The sequence below is a fragment of the Flavobacterium sp. AG291 genome, from assembly GCF_003350375.1.
Taxonomy (GTDB): Bacteria; Bacteroidota; Bacteroidia; order Flavobacteriales; family Flavobacteriaceae; genus Flavobacterium; species Flavobacterium suzhouense.
Map to the genome: position 1 here is coordinate 34,805 of NZ_QQAR01000008.1, position 18,752 is coordinate 53,556.

Consider the following 18,752-nt stretch of genomic DNA (forward strand, 5'->3'; position numbering starts at 1 on the left):
AATAACCAAACACTCTAATTAATTATGAAAAGTAAAATTACGATTCCGCACAGGATGTTTACCTTTTGCTTATCATTTCTGTTTACCCTCGCTTTTACAGCTGCCTTTGCACAGCAGCAACCAGTAAAAGGTAAAGTAACCGGTGCCGATGACGGCCTTGGATTACCCGGAGTAAGTGTAATAGAAAAGGGAACAACAAACAGTGCCTCTACCGACATTGACGGTAATTACCAGATTGCAGTTAGCCCAAATGCAACATTGGTATTTAGTTTTGTGGGCTATGCCCCAAGAGAAGTTGCCGTAAACGGACAAGCAACAGTTACGGTATCATTAAAACCGGAAGCTAACGAACTTAGCGAGATAGTAGTTGTAGGTTATGGTACCCAAAAGAAAAAGGTATCGAGTGCTGCAACAACAGTTGTAAGCGGGAAAGACCTGCAACAAACAAACAATATCGATGCTACTGCTGCCCTTCAGGGACAATCATCAGGGGTTAACATTACCTCTACATCAGGTCAGCCGGGTGCAGGTATGGTAGTAAACATTCGTGGTACAGGTACTACAGGAAACAGCACACCACTTTATGTAGTAGATGGTGTTGTGGTAGATAACGGTATTGGTTACCTTGACCCGTCTATCATTGAAAGGATGGACGTACTTAAGGATGCTGCTGCAGCTTCTATTTATGGTGCACGTGCTGCTAATGGTGTTATCCTTGTAACTACAAGAAAAGGTGCCGAAGGCAAAATGAGTGTATCCTTAAACAGCTATACAGGTTTTCAGGAAGTAGCTAAAAAACTGGACATGCTTACTGCTAAAGAGTACGGTACGATTATGAATGAAGCCCGTGTAAACTCAGGACTTGCACCTATGTATACTCAGGATCAGATCAACAATATGACAAACCACGACTGGCAGGATGACCTGTTTAACGATGGTGCCATGAAACAAAACCACTCACTTGTTGTTTCGGGTGGAGATAGTAAAGCTACTTACAACTCAGGCCTTTCTTACTACGGACAGGATGGTTTGATAGGAAGCAACAGCGGACAATCACACTACGACCGTGTAAGCTTTACTATGAACAGTACTTATAAAATAAGAGAGAATATCCGTTTTGGTGAGAACTTTACATATACAAAAGTAAAAAGCAGCGGTATTGCCGATGACGGTATTTACAACAACTCTATCAGAGGGTTTCTGAACTCTCCTCCTAACTTCCCTACCTATAACGCTGACGGAAGCTATGGCTCATCAGATATATCTTCTGATATCACAAACCCTGTTGGTTTAATGTACTATACTAATTTTAACGAAAGTAAAACAAACCGTTATGTAGGTAACCTGTTTGCAGAAGTTGATCTTATCAAAGGGCTTACTTTCAGAACTTCATTTGGTGTTGATGTAAGCGATAATACTTATCGTTCGTTTACTCCGGTATACCAGTTGTCATCAGTGTCATACAACACTATCTCAACAGTTACACAGGGCACCACAAACAACTACTCATGGACATGGGATAACACGCTTCAGTATAAAACGAGCTTAGGCAAACACAATATAGATGTACTTGCCGGTATCTCTGCACGTGAGCGTATCTCTGAATTCCAGACAGGATCAGGTAAAGACCTTATTTTTGATGACTTTGACCATGCTTACCTAAGCAATACTACAGATAAAACCCAAAACACCGTTTCGGGAGGTAAGGTACCATACAACATCTATTCACAATTTGGACGACTGCTTTATGACTATGACAATAAATATATTGTTACCGCTACCATTAGAAGAGACGGTTCTTCAGAATTTGGAGCGAATGACAAATACGCAATCTTTCCTTCATTCTCCGGAGCATGGAACATAGATCAGGAGAATTTCTTCCCTCAGGATGCTAAAGTACTTAACAAAGTAAAAATCCGTGGTAGCTGGGGTCAGAATGGTAACGATCAGTTCCCGAGAACTTTTGCTTACATGTCTACAATCAGTTCATACGACAAAAATTACCACTTTGGCACAGGCCCTAACGAAATTCCTCTTTTTGTAGGTGCAAGCCCGGATGCATTATCTAACCCTGATCTTAAATGGGAAACTTCTGAGCAAACCAACGTAGGTATCGATGTTACTTTGTTTAACGATTTTAACCTTAGCTTTGATTACTATAACAAACAGACAAAAGACTGGTTAGTACAGGCGTCTGTTCCGGAAATCGCAGGTGCTCAGGCTCCATTTATAAACGGTGGTGATGTAACAAACAAAGGTTTCGAGATCGCCCTTGGTTACAACAAAGCCTTTAACGAAGACTGGAGATTAAGTGTAAATGCTAACTTCTCTCATAACAAAAACGAGGTAACCCGTATTGCTACCCAAAACGGCATTATATACGGAGAAAGCAACCTGCTATTCCAGGGTCTTGATGAGATGAACCGTGTTCAGGAAGGTATGCCTATCGGTTATTTCTACGGACTTCAGACAGCAGGTATCTTCCAAAACCAGGCGGAAATTGATGCTTACACTAAAGATGGCTCACTTATACAGCCGAGTGCTGTTCCGGGAGACGTTAAGTTTGTAGACCGCAATGGTGACGGACAGATTACTGCCGATGACAAAACTCAGATTGGTGATCCTAACCCTGATTACTACTATGGTGTAAACTTCCAGCTTAATTATAAAGCTTTCGATCTTTCGGTTTATACGTATGGTGCAGGTGGAAACCAGATTGCATATGGTATTCACGATTACTCAAGACCTTACTACAACTACACCAGCGAAGTTCTTAACCGTTGGACAGGCGAAGGTACATCTAACAGTACTCCAAGGGTAACTTATGGTACTACAGATAATGGTAACTACACTAAGTTCTCAGACCTTTATATTAAGGATGGTGATTTCTTCAGGATTAAAACTGTAACTTTAGGTTGTGACCTTGCTAAACTAAGCGATCAGATAAGCAAAACATTCAGCCAGTTAAGGCTTTATGTATCAGCTAACAACCTGTATACATTTACAAAATATCCTGGTATGGATCCTGAAATTGGTTTTGGTAACGTAAACCAACCGTGGGCAAAAGGTATTGACGTAGGTTACTACCCTCAGCCAAGAACATATATGTTAGGTTTAAGCGCTAACTTCTAAAAAAGGACTGAAAATGAAAAAATATATTAAAATAGCATGCTTATCAACAGTACTGGCAGTTACAGCCTGTTCTGACGATTTTATATCGAACCAGCCTTACACAGATAAGGTAGAAGAAAACTTCTATAAAAACCAGAAAGATGCATTACAGGGACTTGTAGCAGTTTATGATGTACTGCAACGAGAAGGTTACGGTGGTTTTCTTCTTAACACAGAAACTGCCTCTGACGATTGTTATGGTGGTTTTGGTACAGCTGATAGTAACGTAGCCCTTGAGCTTGACCGCTTTCAGTTTATTACCGACAAGGAAATGAACAACCCTATATGGCAAAACTGTTACCTTGGTATTTACAGGGCTAACATCCTTCTTGAAAACCTTGATAAGGTAGACTGGGGTACACAACCGGAACTTAAAACCCAATATGAAGCTGAAGCACGTTTTCTTAGGGCTCATTTCCATTTCGAGCTTGCACGCGTATTTGGCGATATCGTTCCGTTGGATCACACTTTAAAACCAAATGAATTCCAGACACCAAGAGCAACTGCAGATGTTACTTATGCTCTTATAGCAAACGATTTTAAATTTGCAGCAGATAATCTTGGACCTGCAAATTATTCTCAGCCATCTAATGCTAACTACGGACGTGTAACAAAATGGGCTGCTGAGGCTTACCTTGCTAAAGCATTCCTTTTCTATACTGATTACTATGAGAAACCGGATCTTGCCGGTGTAGTTACTAAAGCAGAGGCAGTAAACTACATTAACGATGTGGCAAACAACAGCGGACATGGTCTTGTAGCTGACTTTAGAAGCCTTTGGATTGCTTCAGCAGCTTCATCAGGTGTAACTTATGCCGGTGAAGGAAATACTGAAATGGTATTTGCTATCCGTTTTAACTCTTCGGGTAACGCTGACTGGAACCTGCATGAAGGTAACCGTTTTGCAGTAAACATTGCTGTAAGAGGCGGTGACCTTGGTACTTATGGACAAGGATGGGGTGGTGCTACCGTAACACCTTCTCTATATGAAGCGTACAGCGATGGCGATATCCGCAGAAACGCAACTATTATTGACTATGCTGCCGAAGGCTTAAACTATGATGCAGTAGCTGCCGGAGTACGTCAGTTTACAGGTTACGGATGGAAAAAATTCTGTCCTATCAGTGCCGAAGTTGCTGCTAACGGAGGCGATTTCCAGATAGACAACTACGAAGATTATCCTGTCATCCGTTTTTCAGATGTGCTACTTATGGCAGCAGAACTTAACCTTGACAGCAATGCAGCATTTGCTCAAACTTGTCTTGACAGGGTTCGTGAGCGTGCTTTTGGCAACACTACAAGCAGCATACCTGCTACTAAAGCTAACATTATGAATGAGCGCAGACTTGAGTTTGCTCTTGAAGGACACCGTTGGTTCGATCTTATCCGTCAGGATATGAATACCACTAAAGCAGCTGTAGATGCAACCTCTATGCCTAATGGTTTTGAAACAAGTTTCAGACCGGAAACATTAGGTTGGTTCGCACTTCCTCAGTCTCAGGTATTGCTTTCTAACGGAACAATTACCCAAAATCCGGGATGGAATTAAATAATATAAAAAGTATTAATCATGAAAAAGTTTCTAAAATTATTCGTTGCTTTTACAGCTATAGGAAGCCTGGTTTCCTGCGATGCTACAGTAGATGACGAAAGCCTTCCGGCTCCTGTTGATGCATCTAAGATTGATATTTCGGTTACAGCAGATGCTACTAACCTGGTAACAATGAAGAACAATACCCCTGGAACTATTGCCTACTGGGAGTATAAGGATGCAGCCGGTAACCTTATGGGAACCAGCAACCTTACCGAGGCAAAAGTTATGTTTCCTTTTAAAGGAACCTATGATGTTTTCTTTACTGCATATAGTAAAGGTGGTGCTGTACCTGCAGAGCCTGTAAGCATTACACTTGAAAACACTAATGAAAGTTACTTTGCTGCACCTGAGTGGGAAATGCTTTCTAAAAAAGTTGAAGGTAAAACATGGGTAGTAGATATGAGTAGCCCAATTGGATGGGCAGGTCTTGACTATCCTTATAACCCATCAGGTTCTGATGCGTGGAGCTGGTTACCAACTTATGCCGAGGCAAGCTGGGCAATGCCAGACAAAAACTGGGGAGAAATGACATTTGACCTTGATGGGGCTTATAACGTTAGTGTAACGCAAACTGCACTAAATGATGATACCCAAACAACTAAAACAGGTACCTTCAGTTTTGATATTGCCAAACACAAAATGAAATTCAATGGTGGTGTAGAGATGCTTTACGGTGGTGATTATCATCCTGACTGCAGCGACTGGACTACCTTAAACGTAATTGAGCTAACTGAAACTTCGATGCGCCTTGCGGTTATTCGTGATCAGAGCCGTACCGGTGAAGGAAAATGCCAGATTGTTTTCCACTTCAAACCAAAAGAATAAAGCATATTGCCGGTAAGCATATCCAAAAGTGTTTACCGGCTTTTTTTCCAAAAAAACAGCATGAAAAAAATTCACACATATCTCTTTATGGTCATTGCTACAGCAGGAATGCTAATGTTTACAGCATGCAGCAGCAGTGATACTAAAGAGCATAACAACCGGAAAATATCCTTTAACAAAGACTGGCAGTTTCATCTTAATGATGCTGCCGTTGACAAAGACACCTTTTCTGCCGCTACCAAATGGCGTACGCTAAGCTTACCTCACGACTGGAGCGTAGAAGGTAGTTTTGACGAGCATAGCCCCGGCGGAATAGGCGGAGGTGCTTTAAACGGAGGGTTTGGCTGGTATAAAAAAACATTTGCCGTTGCCGCAGCCGATAGTACAAAAGTTACCTCAATACTATTTGACGGAGTATACTGTAACAGTGAAGTATGGATAAACGGTCACTATTTAGGCAAACGCCCTAATGGCTATATCGGCTTCGAATATAACCTTACTCCTTTCTTAAAATTTGGCGATGCCAAAAATGAGATTGTGGTAAAAGTATTAAACCAGCAACCCAATTCAAGATGGTACTCAGGTTCGGGCATATACAGAAATGTATGGCTTCAGACTACCGACAAACTGCACGTAGCCGAAAATGGCACATTTGTAACGACACCAAAAGTAACTGCCGAAAATGCTACCGTAGCCATACAGACTACAGTCAAAAATGAATATGCTTCAACCAAAGAAGCAACTGTTACCACTACCCTGTACAAAGGTGATAGTGAAGTAACATCGGTAAGCCAAAAGATAACGCTTGAGGCTAACGCCGAAAAAACCATTAAACAGGAAACCACTGTAAACAATCCGGTACTATGGAATGTAGAGACACCGGAACTTTACACCGCTATAACCGAAATTAAAACCGGCGATGAAGTTGCAGACAGCTACAGCACGCCTTTCGGAATACGTTCTTTTACATTTGATCTTGATAAAGGTTTTATCCTTAACGGAAAACAACTGAAGATAAAAGGCGTATGCCTTCATCACGATTTGGGTCCGTTAGGCTCTGCGATCAATACAAGAGCGATTGAACGCCAGCTTCAGATTATGAAAGACATGGGCGTAAACGGGGTGCGTACTTCACATAACCCTCCTGCTCCTGAATTGCTTGATCTTTGCGACAAAATGGGCTTTATTGTAATGGATGAGGCTTTTGATATGTGGGAGCAGTCAAAGAACAAATATGACTACAGCACTGCATGGGATAAATGGCATAAGATTGACCTTGAAGCGCAAATTTTAAGGGACAGGAATCACCCTAGTGTTTTCATCTGGAGCATTGGTAACGAGATACCGGAACAATGGAACGAAAATGGGGCACGCATTGGTAAAGAGCTTGCTGCTATTGTAAAAGCACTGGACACTACACGCCCTGTAACTGCTGCGATGAATCCGCCAATTATTGTAAATGGAGATATTAATATCCAGTTTACCGAAACGGCTGCACAGCCTAACGCACTGGCAGGATCGGGGGCACTGGATCTTATTGGCTATAACTACGCACACCAAACGTATGCCAACCACAAGATCAACTTCCCGAAAACTCCTTTTATAGCTACCGAAACCACTTCGGCACTACAAACGAGAGGGTATTATGACGAGAAATCGGACACGATAAAACAATGGCCTAAACGCTGGGATATACCACTAACAACGGGTAACCCGGGTAATACCTGCTCAGCATATGACCAAATCCAGACACCCTGGGGCTCTACCCACGAAGCAACATGGAAGGTGATGAAAAAACACGATTTCCTTTCGGGAATGTTCATCTGGACAGGCTTTGATTATATAGGTGAACCTACTCCTTACCAGTGGCCGTCTATCAGTTCTTACTTTGGTATTGTAGACCTTGCGGGCTTCCCGAAAGATGTATACTATATGTACCAAAGCGAATGGACCAATAAAGATGTACTGCATATACTTCCGCACTGGAACTGGAAAGCCGGACAAACTGTGGATGTATGGGCTTACTATAACCACGCCGACGAAGTAGAACTTTACCTTAACGGAAAATCGCTGGGCAAACAAAGTAAAAAAGGCGACGATCTTCATGTAATGTGGAGAGTACCTTATGCACCCGGAACACTAAAAGTTGTTTCGCGCAAAGGAGGCAAGATCGTGCTTGAAAAAGAAGTAAAAACTTCGGGCGCAGCTGCTTCACTAAAAGCAACCGCAGACAGGATTATCATTGATGCTGATGGCAACGATCTTAGCTTTATAACGGTTGATATTTATGATGCCAATGGTGTTTTTGTAGCTACAGCTAACAACGAGATAAACTTTAGTTTGAAAGGAGAAGGTAAGATTGTTGGTGTATGCAGCGGTGACCCTGTGAGCCATGAATCATACAAAGGCACTAAACACACAGCGCTAAACGGTAAATGCCTTGTAATAGTACAGTCTACAGAAAAGGCAGGAACCATAGAACTTACAGCGAGTGCAGCCGGCTTAAAGAGCAGCACTATTGAGATAAGAACCAAATAAACAAACATCTATAATAAAATGAAAAAAACAACTTTAGCAGCGGCATTCCTTAGCCTGGCCCTGGGTCTGGCAGCAAGCCATGAAGCTGCTGCTCAAATTCAGAATGCGAACATCCTGAACCATCCGGTTGATGTTAGCAAAGATTTTGAGGATTACCTAAACACTTTCTATTTTGCCGACGAGCTGGCCTCTTTTGATCCGGCTACGGGAAAAGGAACGGTAAAATACCTTCGTTACAATTACAAAACCCGTCAGGCCTTCAACAATATGATGATGAAGCCTGATACGGAAAAAGCAAACGAATTCCCTGCTACAGAATATGAGGCATCTCCTGTATTGCCTTTCAGTATACAATTCGTATCTGAACGTACGGTAAGAATCGTGGCTGCTTCAGGGCCACAGTTTAACCAACCGGCAGAATCGCTGATGCTGGTAAACGGTACTGCTCCTAACCACCCTGAAGGATGGAAATACAGCAAAACTGCTACCGGACACCAGTATGTGAGCAACTACGGTAAAGTGGTTATTGAAAACAAACCGTGGCACGTAAAAATATATGATGCGTCGGGTAAACTGCTTACATCGACACTGCATAATGACGACCTTCAAAATACCTATACACCTACCCTACCGTTTGCTTTCGTAAGAAAGAACAGCGATTATTCGCGCAGTGTAGCACCTGTATTTGGGCTTGAGCCGGACGAAAAGATCTTTGGTTGTGGTGAGTCCTTTACACAATTCAACAAACGTGGACAGAAAGTAATTATGTGGACGGATGATGCCAATGGTGTTCAGAATGAAACCATGTATAAGCCAATTCCTTTTTATATGAGCTCACGCGGTTATGGTGTATTCATGCATACGTCTGCCCCTATTACGGTTGACTTTGGTAAATACTATGCCAGTGCTAATAAGATGATGATAGGCGATGATGTTGCAGACTTATTTGTATTCATCGGTGAGCCAAAAGACATCCTTGACGAATATACCGACCTTACCGGTAAGGCAGCCATGCCACCACTTTGGTCATTCGGTCTTTGGATGAGCCGTATTACCTATTTCTCTGAGAAAGAAGGCCGTGAGGTGGCTAAAAACCTTCGTAAGTACAAAATACCAAGTGATGTTATTCACTTTGATACAGGGTGGTTTGATGTAGACTGGAGAAACAACTATGAGTTTGCTTCTAAACGTTTTGAAAACCCGACCAAAATGATTGCCGACATGAAAAAAGACGGCTTCAACGTATGTCTTTGGCAGTTGCCGTATTTCACTCCTAAAAATACTTTATTCAACGAGATAGTAAACAACGGCCTTGCTGTAAAAGATAAAAAAGGAAACCTACCGTATGAAGATGCAGTATTGGATTTCTCTAACCCTGAAACGGTAAAATGGTACCAGGGCAAACTGAAACACCTGTTCGATCAGGGCGTGGGTGTTTTCAAAGTTGACTTTGGAGAAGCAGCACCATCGGAAGGATTATACCACAGCGGGCGTACCGGTTATTATGAGCACAACCTGTACCCTTTGCGTTATAACAAGGCTGTTGCCGAAGTTACACAACGCGAAAAAGGTTATACACTAATATGGGCACGTAGCACATGGGCAGGTAGCCAGCGTTACCCACTACACTGGGGTGGTGATGCCGAAACCAACAACGGTGCTATGGCCGCTACGCTTAGAGGCGGACTTTCATTAGGATTATCAGGTTTTAGTTTCTGGAGCCACGATTTAGGTGGATTTGCAACTAAATCGCCGGAAGCATTATACAGAAGATGGACTCCGTTTGGAATGCTAACATCTCACGTGCGTAGCCACGGAGAACCACCAAGAGAGCCATGGTTATTTAGCGAAGATTTCCTTAAAGGATACCGAGCGGCTGATAATATGCGTTACGAACTGATGCCATACATCTATGCTCAGGCAAAAGAAAGTTCTGAAAAAGGACTGCCAATGATGCGTGCGCTGTTTGTAGAATTTCCTAACGATCCGGGAGCATGGTTAATTGACAACCAGTATATGTTTGGGTCTGACCTGCTTGTTGCTCCATTATTTGAAGAAGTTACAGAAAGGGATGTTTACCTTCCTGCAGGTACATGGATAGATTACCAGACTAAAAAAGTATATCAGGGCGGATGGCATAAAATCAAAGCCGGAGATATTCCTATCGTAGTATTGGTTAAAGACGGTACAGCACTGCCTCACATTGGACTGGCACAATCTACTCAGGATATGGACTGGAGCAAGCTGACGCTAAAGGTATATGCAGCTGACGCTACCACAATAGCTTCAGGTAAGGTTTACCTACCGGGTGGTGACAAGGTACAAACCCTTACTGCTTCTAAATCGGGCAGCAGCTTTAACCTTGGACAAAATCCGCTAAACGGAAAAACAACATTCAAAACTGAATGGATAAAATAAATTTTGTGTTATTTGGGTTAGTTCTTTAAACTCTCCGGGAACCGTTTTGACTTCCGGTTCCCGGATTTTTAAAGCTTAACCGCTACAAGCTACTATTATGATTAAACAATTTATATTATCTGCTCTTTTGTTCGCTTCTCTGGCTTCAAACGCACAGGCGAAAAAGAACAATTACGAACTTACCTCTCCGGGAGGAAAGAACACCATAAACTTTGCACTGGTAAACAATGCGCCTACCTATGCTGTAAAACATGGTAAAGATGATATCATTACACAATCGGCTATGGGGTTTGTGCTGAAAAGCGACAATCTTACCAAAAACTTTGAAATTGCCGATGTAAAAACCTCAACACATGATGATACCTGGACACAGGTTTGGGGTGAAAAGAAAAACATCCGCAACAATTACAACGAACTTATTGTTAAACTAAACAGCAAGGATAAGAACAAACGTAAGCTGGAAATACAATTCCGTGCGTTTGATGATGGTGTAGCTTTCCGTTATGTATTCCCTGAACAAGGTGTTAAGGATAGTATATTCGTTATGGACGAGGCAACTACCTTTAACCTTAAAGAAGACGGACAGGCGTGGTGGATTCCTGCCTATCAGGAAAACCGTTATGAATACCTGTTTACCAAATCGGCAGTGAGCACACTTAATAAAGTACACACTCCGCTTACTATTGAGAACAAGAATAATGTAATCAGTTTCCACGAAGCCAATCTTACCGACTGGCCAAGTATGGTTATGGAACACACTACGGGTGCTAACCTAAAATCAGACCTTGTGCCGTGGAGCGACGGTATAAAAGCACGTTACAAAGGTGGTTTTACCTCATCGTGGAGAACTATCCAGATAGGCGAAAAACCGGGCGACCTTATTGAGTCATACCTTATCCTTAACCTTAACGAACCGAACAAACTAAAAGACCTTTCATACATTCATCCTTTCAAATACTTAGGAATTTGGTGGGGTATGCACATTAGCAAATTTACGTTTTGGGAAGGTGAAAAACAGGGTGCAACCACTAAACACGCTGAACAGTATATTGACTTTACGTCTAAAGAAGGTTTTAAATACCTGCTTATAGAAGGCTGGAACAAAGGCTGGACTCCGGCGTGGTATGAGAATAAAATGCATATGTTCAGCTTCACTAAAAACGCAGATAATTTTGACCTTGATAAGGTAGTTGAATATGGTAATAAAAAAGATGTACAGATCATTGGATACCACGAAACAGGATCGAACATCCTCAACTACATGAAAGAGATTGACGAAGGTTTCGCCCTTTATAAAAGACTGGGAATTCACAATATTAAAATAGGACAGGTAGGTTCTAAACTCAATATGAAAGAATGGCACCACGGTCAGTTTGGTGTGCGTTACTACCGTTATGTGTTAGAGAAAGCAGCTCAGTATGGGCTTGCCGTAAACTTCCACGAACCAATAAAAGATACAGGAGAGCGTCGTACCTACCCTAACATGATGGCGCGCGAAGGTGCAAGAGGTATGGAATATAACGCATGGAGCGAGGGTAACCCGCCAAGCCATGAAACCATCCTGCCATTTACACGTATGCTTGCCGGTCCTATGGACTTTACACCGGGTGTAATTGATGTGGAAGAAAAAATGGGCTTTAACAACAGAAGAGTTCATACTACTGCAGCAAAACAATTAGCACTATATGTAGTGCTATATTCTCCAATACAAATGCTTGCCGACCTACCGGAAAACTACGAAGGTAAAGCAGAACTTCAGTTCCTTAAAGATGTACCTACCGACTGGGAGGACACAAAAGTCATTCAGGGACAGATTGGAAAATTTGTCACTACTGTACGTAAAGACCGCAACAGCGGTGACTGGTACCTTGGTAGCATTACCAATGAAGATGCCCGTAACCTGAACGTTCAGTTGTCTTTCCTTGACCCGAATGCTAAATATGAGGCACAAATTTATGCCGATGCTCCGGGTACAGACATGACACATAACCCAAGTGCTGTAGCCATTACTACTAAAGTGGTTACTGCCAAAGATAAGCTTACACTAATGCTGCCAATATCGGGTGGTACAGCTGTACGCTTTAAAAAACTATAAGCCATGAAACAGTATGCACTATACATAGTGTTATTGGTAGCGGCATCATTATCGGCACAGCAAAAAAGTTATCAGTACCCTTTCCAAAACCCGGACCAGGACGCGGAAAAACGTATTGATAACCTGCTGTCGCTTATGACGCTGGATGAAAAGATACAGGCACTGAGCACTAACCCGTCGGTGCCGCGTCTTGGCGTTAAAGGTACAGGCCACGTTGAAGGACTTCATGGTCTTGCCATGGGTGGCCCTCCCGGAGAATGGGGTGGTAAAAATAAAGAACCGTTGCCTACTACAACTTTCCCACAAGCGTATGGCCTTGGCGAAACCTGGGATACTGAACTGTTGCAGAAAGTTGCCAACGTTGAGGCGATCGAAACACGCTTTGCCTACCAGAAATACAACCGTGGCGGACTCGTGGTTCGAGCTCCCAATGCCGACCTGGCCCGCGATCCTCGTTGGGGGCGTACCGAAGAAAGCTATGGTGAAGACCCGTTTTTGACAGGTTCGCTTACTGTTGCTTTTGTAAAAGGACTGCAGGGAAATCATGCTAAATACTGGCAAACGGCTTCGCTTATGAAGCATTTTCTTGCCAACAGCAACGAAGACGGGCGTACCTATACCTCATCTGATTTTGATGAAAGGTTATGGAGGGAATACTATTCGGTTCCGTTCAGGATGGGAGTTCAGGAAGGCGGATCTCGTGCTTATATGGCGGCCTATAATAAAGTGAATGGTATTCCGGCAATGGTTCACCCAATGCTGAAAGACATCACCGTAAAAGAATGGGGCCAGAACGGTATCATTTGTACCGATGGTGGGGCTTTTACGCTTTTACTTTCTGACCATAAATATTATAAGGACAAATACCTGGGTGCTGCTGCAGCTTTAAAGGCCGGCATCAACCAGTTCCTTGATGAATATGTAGATGCAGTATATGGCGCAGTTGCCAATGGTTATTTGAAAGAAAAAGAGATTGACGAAGTACTGCGCGGCGATTACCGCATTATGCTAAAGCTGGGTATGCTGGATGCTCCCGAAGGAAATCCGTATGCTAACATTGGCCTTGATAAAAACGCCGTGGACCCGTGGACTACCGAAGCCCATAAAAAACTGGCATTGGAAGCAACTCAAAAATCAATCGTGCTTTTAAAGAACGACCCTGCCAAGAATCTGCTTCCGATAGACCGAAAAAAGGTGAAGAAAATTGCAGTTATCGGTCCGCGTGCCGATCAGATAATACTGGACTGGTATAGCGGAACTCCGCCTTATACCGTTTCAGCATTGGCAGGCATTAAAGCCAAAGCAGGCGAAAATATTGAGATCACTTATGCCCTGAACAACATAGACGGTAAAGCAGCCAAACTTGCTAAGGAAGCCGATATTGCTATCGTTATTGCAGGCAACCACCCGTGGTGTAACGCGGGATGGGCACAATGTCCTGTACCGAGTGACGGTAAAGAATCGGTAGACCGACAGTCGATTACGTTAGAGTATGAAGACCTTATTAAGGTAGTGCATCAGGCGAACCCGAATACAGTAGTTGTATTGATGAGCAGTTTCCCGTTTGCCATCAACTGGACACAGGAGCATGTTCCGGCTATTGTTCATATGACGCACAACAGCCAGGAATTGGGTACTGCCCTTGCCGATGTGCTTTTTGGCGATTACAATCCGGCAGGAAGATTATCCCAGACATGGGTTAAGGATATTTCGGATTTACCGGAACTACTGGATTATAACATCCGTAACGGGCGCACCTATATGTACTTTAAAGGTAAACCGCTTTACGCTTTTGGCCACGGACTGAGCTATACTACTTTTGGCTACAAAGGAATAGAAGTAGAAAAAGAAGCTATTGCAAAAGGTGATACCCTTACTGTAAATGTAACGCTTACCAATACCGGAAACCGTGATGGTGAAGAGGTGGTACAGCTGTATGTAAAACATACCGACTCAAAGGTAGAGCGTCCTATAAAAGAGCTTAAAGCGTTTAAACGCGTTAGCCTGAAAGCCGGTGAAACAAAAAACGTTGCCTTGCAACTGCGTGCGGCTGACCTTGAATACTGGAATACTAAAACCCAGAAATTCGAACTTGAAAAAGGCACAATTGAGTTACAGGCAGGAGGAGCGTCAGACGCAATTGCGGTAACGAAAACAATACGAACCAAATAAACATCTATATAATGAAGAATAAGATACTTTGCCTTTCGGCAGCACTTGTGCTGGTAATGGCATCATGTAAAAAAGAAACAGGAGACCCTACGGCTTCGGGCGATATCGCCGCTACCTATGAAGGTACTCCGATGAGCGATAAATATGACGCTGAGATCGACAAGATCGTTTCTCAGATGACCCTTGAAGAAAAAATAGGATTGCTGCACGGTTACAGCATGTTTACCAATAAAGGTGTAGAACGCCTTGGTGTTCCGGAAGTGCATATGGCTGACGGACCACTTGGTGTGCGTGAAGAAATATCGCGTGACAGCTGGGCTCCGGCAGGAAATACCGACGATTTCGCTACTTACTACCCCGCAGGTGGCGGACTTTCGGCTACATGGAACCCTGAGATGGCACACACTTTTGGAAGAAGCATAGGTGAAGAAGCCCGTGCACGCCAAAAAGATGTATTGCTTGCTCCGGCATTCAATATCATCCGTACACCGCTTGGAGGTCGTACGTATGAGTACATGACGGAAGACCCGTTCCTGAACAAGACACTTGTGGTTCCGTATGTAACAGGTGTGCAGCAGAATGATGTTGCTGTGTGTATAAAACACTATGCTGCCAACAATCAGGAAACCAACCGTGGTACTGTAGATGTTCAGATGGATGAGCGTACACTACGCGAAATCTATCTTCCTGCGTTTGAGGATGCTGTAAAAAAAGGTCATGCGTATAGCGTAATGGGTGCGTATAATAAATTCCGCGGTGATTACCTTTGTGAGAATCCGTATATGCTTCAGAATATCCTTAGGGATGAGTGGGGCTTTAAAGGTATTGTGATCTCTGACTGGGCTGCGGTGCATACTACAAAAAAAGCACTTGAAGCAGGGACCGACCTTGAAATGGGTACACCTCTTGCTTTTGACGATTTCTACTTTGCCAATCCGCTTATCAAAGCTGTAAAAGATGGCCAGGTATCGGAAGCGGAAATTGACAAACATGCTAAAAGAATCCTGAAAATGCTTTTCAACCTGAAAGCAATGGGATCTGACAAAAACAGTCGTGCTATAGGAAGTATTGCTACTGAAGCGCATTATAAAGATGCTTACAACATCGCATCAGAATCGGTTGTACTCCTTAAGAATACTGAAAACCTTTTACCGCTTAACGCTGACCAACTGAAAAGCGTAGCTGTTATTGGTGCGAATGCAACCCAGAAACACGCTCAGGGTGGTTTTGGTGCAGGTGTTAAAACAAAACATGAAATCACTCCGCTTGATGCATTAAAAGCAAAACTACCTCAATCGGTTGCTATCAACTACGCTCAGGGTTATAAAACTGAATTCAAGCCTAAGAAGGAAATGAAATTTGGTGAGGTAACTCAGGAAGTAAAAGAAACAGTAAACGACCTTGACCCGAAAATGGTTGCAGAAGCTGTAGCTGCTGCAAAAAAATCGGATGTTGCTGTACTATTTGTTGGAGCTAACCGTGATTATGAAACAGAAGCTTCTGACCGTGCTGACCTTTCCCTTCCTTTCGGACAGGAGAAACTTATCGCTGCTGTTAAGGCTGCAAACCCTAAAACTATTGTAGTTTTTGTTGCGGGTGCTCCGTATGACATCAACAATGTGGTAGCTACAAACTCAGCTATCGTTTGGGGATGGTATAATGGTTCTGAAGCTGGTAACGCTATCGTAGATGTACTATTAGGAAAAGTGAACCCTTCAGGTAAACTACCTTGGACAATGCCTAAGAAAATACAGGATTCTCCGGCTCATGCTACTAACAGCTTTCCTGGTGGTGCAACTGAAGAATACAAAGAAGGTATCCTTGTAGGTTACCGTTGGTTCGACACCAAAAACGTAGAACCGCTATATCCTTTCGGTTACGGACTGTCATACACCAAGTTTGAATTGGCGAATGCGAAAGCTGACAAGAAGGAATACGGTCAGGATGATACCATCACTGTAACTGTAGAGGTAAAAAACACCGGTAAAGTTGATGGTAAAGAAGTAGTTCAGTTATATTCTGCTAAAACAGGAAGTAAAGTAGAGCGTGCCGCTAAAGAACTTAAAGGTTTTGCTAAAATATTGGTAAATGCAGGTGGTTCTAAAACGGCTACGATCAAAGTTCCGGTAAAAGAACTGGCTTACTATGATAACGCTACTAAAAAATGGACTGTTGAGCCGGGTGCGTATACCTTTAAATTAGGTAATTCATCAAGAGATATCAAACAGGAAGTTACGGTTATGGTAAAATAAGAAGTTATACCACAGAGAGTCACTGAGATTTACACAGAGATTCGCAAAGTTCATTTTGAGCTTAACGCAAGCGTAAGAACACAGAGTTGACTTTGTGTTCTCGCGCCAAAGGCGCAAACTAAAAAACTTTGTGTATCTCTGTGTTTTTCTTTGTGTTCCCGATAACTATCGGGACTGTGGTACAATAAATTAATAATATATGAAACAACTTCTACTCTTCATATTGTCCTTAACATTGGTTCAGACCGTATCGGCCCAAGATACGTTTACCAATCCTATCTTTCCCGGCGACCATGCCGACCCTTCTATCATAAGAGATAAAGACGATTATTATATCGTGCATTCCTCTTTTGACTATTATCCGGGGTTGCTGATATGGCATAGTAAAGACATGGTAAACTGGGAACCTGTAACCCACGCCCTGACAAAGAATGTTGGTTCGGTTTGGGCGCCGGATCTGGTAAAATATGACAATAAATATTACATCTACTTCCCGGTAAGTAATACCAATTATGTGGTATGGGCCAATAACATCAACGGACCGTGGAGCGACCCTATCGATCTTAAAGTAGGCAGCATTGACCCTGGTCATGTGGTAGATGAAAAAGGTAATCGTTACCTGTACTTCAGTGCGGGCGATTATGTTCCGTTGTCTAAAGACGGACTATCGGTAACCGGACCTGCAAAACATGTATATGATGGTTGGGCTATCCCTCGTGAATGGTCTATAGAATGTTTTTGTATGGAAGGCCCTAAGATCCTGAAAAAGGGAGATTACTATTACCTGACTGTAGCCGAGGGCGGAACCGCCGGCCCTGCTACAAGCCACATGGTGATATCAGCACGTTCTAAATCGCCACTTGGACCTTGGGAGAATTCACCCTATAATCCGGTACTTAGAACAGGTAGTGAAGACGAGAAATGGTGGTCGAAAGGACATTCAACAATCATTGACGATGCCTCTGGTAAATGGTGGATGGTTTTTCACGGCTATGAAAACGGGCATTACAATTTAGGCCGTCAAACGTTACTTCAGCCTATCGAATGGACAAAAGACGGCTGGTTCAAAAATCCTGATGGTATAAAAACTGAAGCCCCGATTGCAAAACCTAAAGGCAAAGCAATTGTGGCTAAAACAGGATTATCAGACGATTTCCAGCAAGGAGCCTTAGGAAAGCAATGGCAATTCTTTAAAGAATATGATACTAAACGTTTCAGCCTAGACAAGAGTGGACTTCATATTAAAGCACAAGGTAAAAGTCTTCATGACAGCGCTCCCCTATCGTGCATCCCACAAGATCATTCGTATACTGTACAGGTTGAGGCTACCATAGAAGGCAACGCAACGGCATCGCTTATTCTTTTTTATGCCGACAGGATACATACCGGAATTGGTGCCAATGCTGAGAGCATCATGGCTACCTTACGCTCATGGCAGTTTGCTACTGAGAAAAATCCGGTAGGCAAACACATTTACCTTCGCCTTGAAAAACGCGGACAAATGGTAAATATGTTTTACAGCGCTGATAACAACAAATGGACAAAAATTGAGAATTCGGCAGAGGTATCAGCCTTTCACCACAATGTACTGAGCGGTTTTACGAGTTTAAGGATAGGGCTTTCTGCCGTAGGCGAAGGCAACGTAACATTTAAGAACTTTGTATATACGCCAATTGATTAATGATAT

At 42.9% G+C, this 18,752-nt stretch carries 9 protein-coding genes; all 9 read left to right on the forward strand.

The genetic code is table 11. The features are described from left to right. Positions 1–24 precede the first annotated feature (24 nt). A complete protein-coding gene (locus tag DEU42_RS09805; protein WP_114758120.1) occupies positions 25–3,132 on the forward strand; it encodes a SusC/RagA family TonB-linked outer membrane protein in 3,108 nt (1,035 codons plus the stop codon). Positions 3,133–3,145: 13 nt separating this feature from the next. Further along, the gene (locus tag DEU42_RS09810) at positions 3,146–4,720 is read left to right on the forward strand and encodes a RagB/SusD family nutrient uptake outer membrane protein (protein ID WP_114758121.1); all 1,575 of its coding nucleotides are present in this window, start codon (positions 3,146–3,148) and stop codon (positions 4,718–4,720) included. Positions 4,721–4,741: 21 nt separating this feature from the next. After that, on the forward strand, positions 4,742–5,590 hold the full coding sequence (locus DEU42_RS09815) for a hypothetical protein (RefSeq protein WP_114758122.1): 849 nt from the start codon (positions 4,742–4,744) through the stop codon (positions 5,588–5,590). Between the two features lie 60 nt (positions 5,591–5,650). Then, on the forward strand, positions 5,651–8,128 hold the full coding sequence (locus DEU42_RS09820) for a glycoside hydrolase family 2 TIM barrel-domain containing protein (protein WP_114758123.1): 2,478 nt from the start codon (positions 5,651–5,653) through the stop codon (positions 8,126–8,128). An 18-nt stretch (positions 8,129–8,146) separates the two neighbouring features. Next, positions 8,147–10,546, forward strand: a complete 2,400-nt coding sequence (locus DEU42_RS09825) for an alpha-xylosidase (protein WP_114758124.1) — start codon at positions 8,147–8,149, stop codon at positions 10,544–10,546. A 97-nt stretch (positions 10,547–10,643) separates the two neighbouring features. Beyond that, positions 10,644–12,641, forward strand: coding sequence for a glycoside hydrolase family 97 protein (locus DEU42_RS09830; protein WP_114758125.1), 1,998 nt, complete (start codon positions 10,644–10,646; stop codon positions 12,639–12,641). A gap of 3 nt (positions 12,642–12,644) precedes the next feature. Next, the gene (locus tag DEU42_RS09835) at positions 12,645–14,813 is read left to right on the forward strand and encodes a glycoside hydrolase family 3 C-terminal domain-containing protein (RefSeq protein ID WP_114758126.1); all 2,169 of its coding nucleotides are present in this window, start codon (positions 12,645–12,647) and stop codon (positions 14,811–14,813) included. An 11-nt stretch (positions 14,814–14,824) separates the two neighbouring features. Next, a complete protein-coding gene (locus tag DEU42_RS09840) occupies positions 14,825–17,065 on the forward strand; it encodes a glycoside hydrolase family 3 C-terminal domain-containing protein (protein ID WP_114758127.1) in 2,241 nt (746 codons plus the stop codon). A gap of 199 nt (positions 17,066–17,264) precedes the next feature. Next, positions 17,265–18,746, forward strand: coding sequence for a family 43 glycosylhydrolase (locus tag DEU42_RS09845; protein ID WP_114758128.1), 1,482 nt, complete (start codon positions 17,265–17,267; stop codon positions 18,744–18,746). The last annotated feature ends 6 nt before the right edge of the window (positions 18,747–18,752 follow it).

What these genes read in the sequence shown, in the direction of transcription:
- DEU42_RS09805 (WP_114758120.1), top strand. Translation starts at nt 25, where the DNA reads ATGAAAAGTAAAATTACGATTCCGCACAGGATGTTTACCTTTTGCTTA.
- DEU42_RS09810 (WP_114758121.1), top strand. Translation starts at nt 3,146, where the DNA reads ATGAAAAAATATATTAAAATAGCATGCTTATCAACAGTACTGGCAGTT.
- DEU42_RS09815 (WP_114758122.1), top strand. Translation starts at nt 4,742, where the DNA reads ATGAAAAAGTTTCTAAAATTATTCGTTGCTTTTACAGCTATAGGAAGC.
- DEU42_RS09820 (WP_114758123.1), top strand. Translation starts at nt 5,651, where the DNA reads ATGAAAAAAATTCACACATATCTCTTTATGGTCATTGCTACAGCAGGA.
- DEU42_RS09825 (WP_114758124.1), top strand. Translation starts at nt 8,147, where the DNA reads ATGAAAAAAACAACTTTAGCAGCGGCATTCCTTAGCCTGGCCCTGGGT.
- DEU42_RS09830 (WP_114758125.1), top strand. Translation starts at nt 10,644, where the DNA reads ATGATTAAACAATTTATATTATCTGCTCTTTTGTTCGCTTCTCTGGCT.
- DEU42_RS09835 (WP_114758126.1), top strand. Translation starts at nt 12,645, where the DNA reads ATGAAACAGTATGCACTATACATAGTGTTATTGGTAGCGGCATCATTA.
- DEU42_RS09840 (WP_114758127.1), top strand. Translation starts at nt 14,825, where the DNA reads ATGAAGAATAAGATACTTTGCCTTTCGGCAGCACTTGTGCTGGTAATG.
- DEU42_RS09845 (WP_114758128.1), top strand. Translation starts at nt 17,265, where the DNA reads ATGAAACAACTTCTACTCTTCATATTGTCCTTAACATTGGTTCAGACC.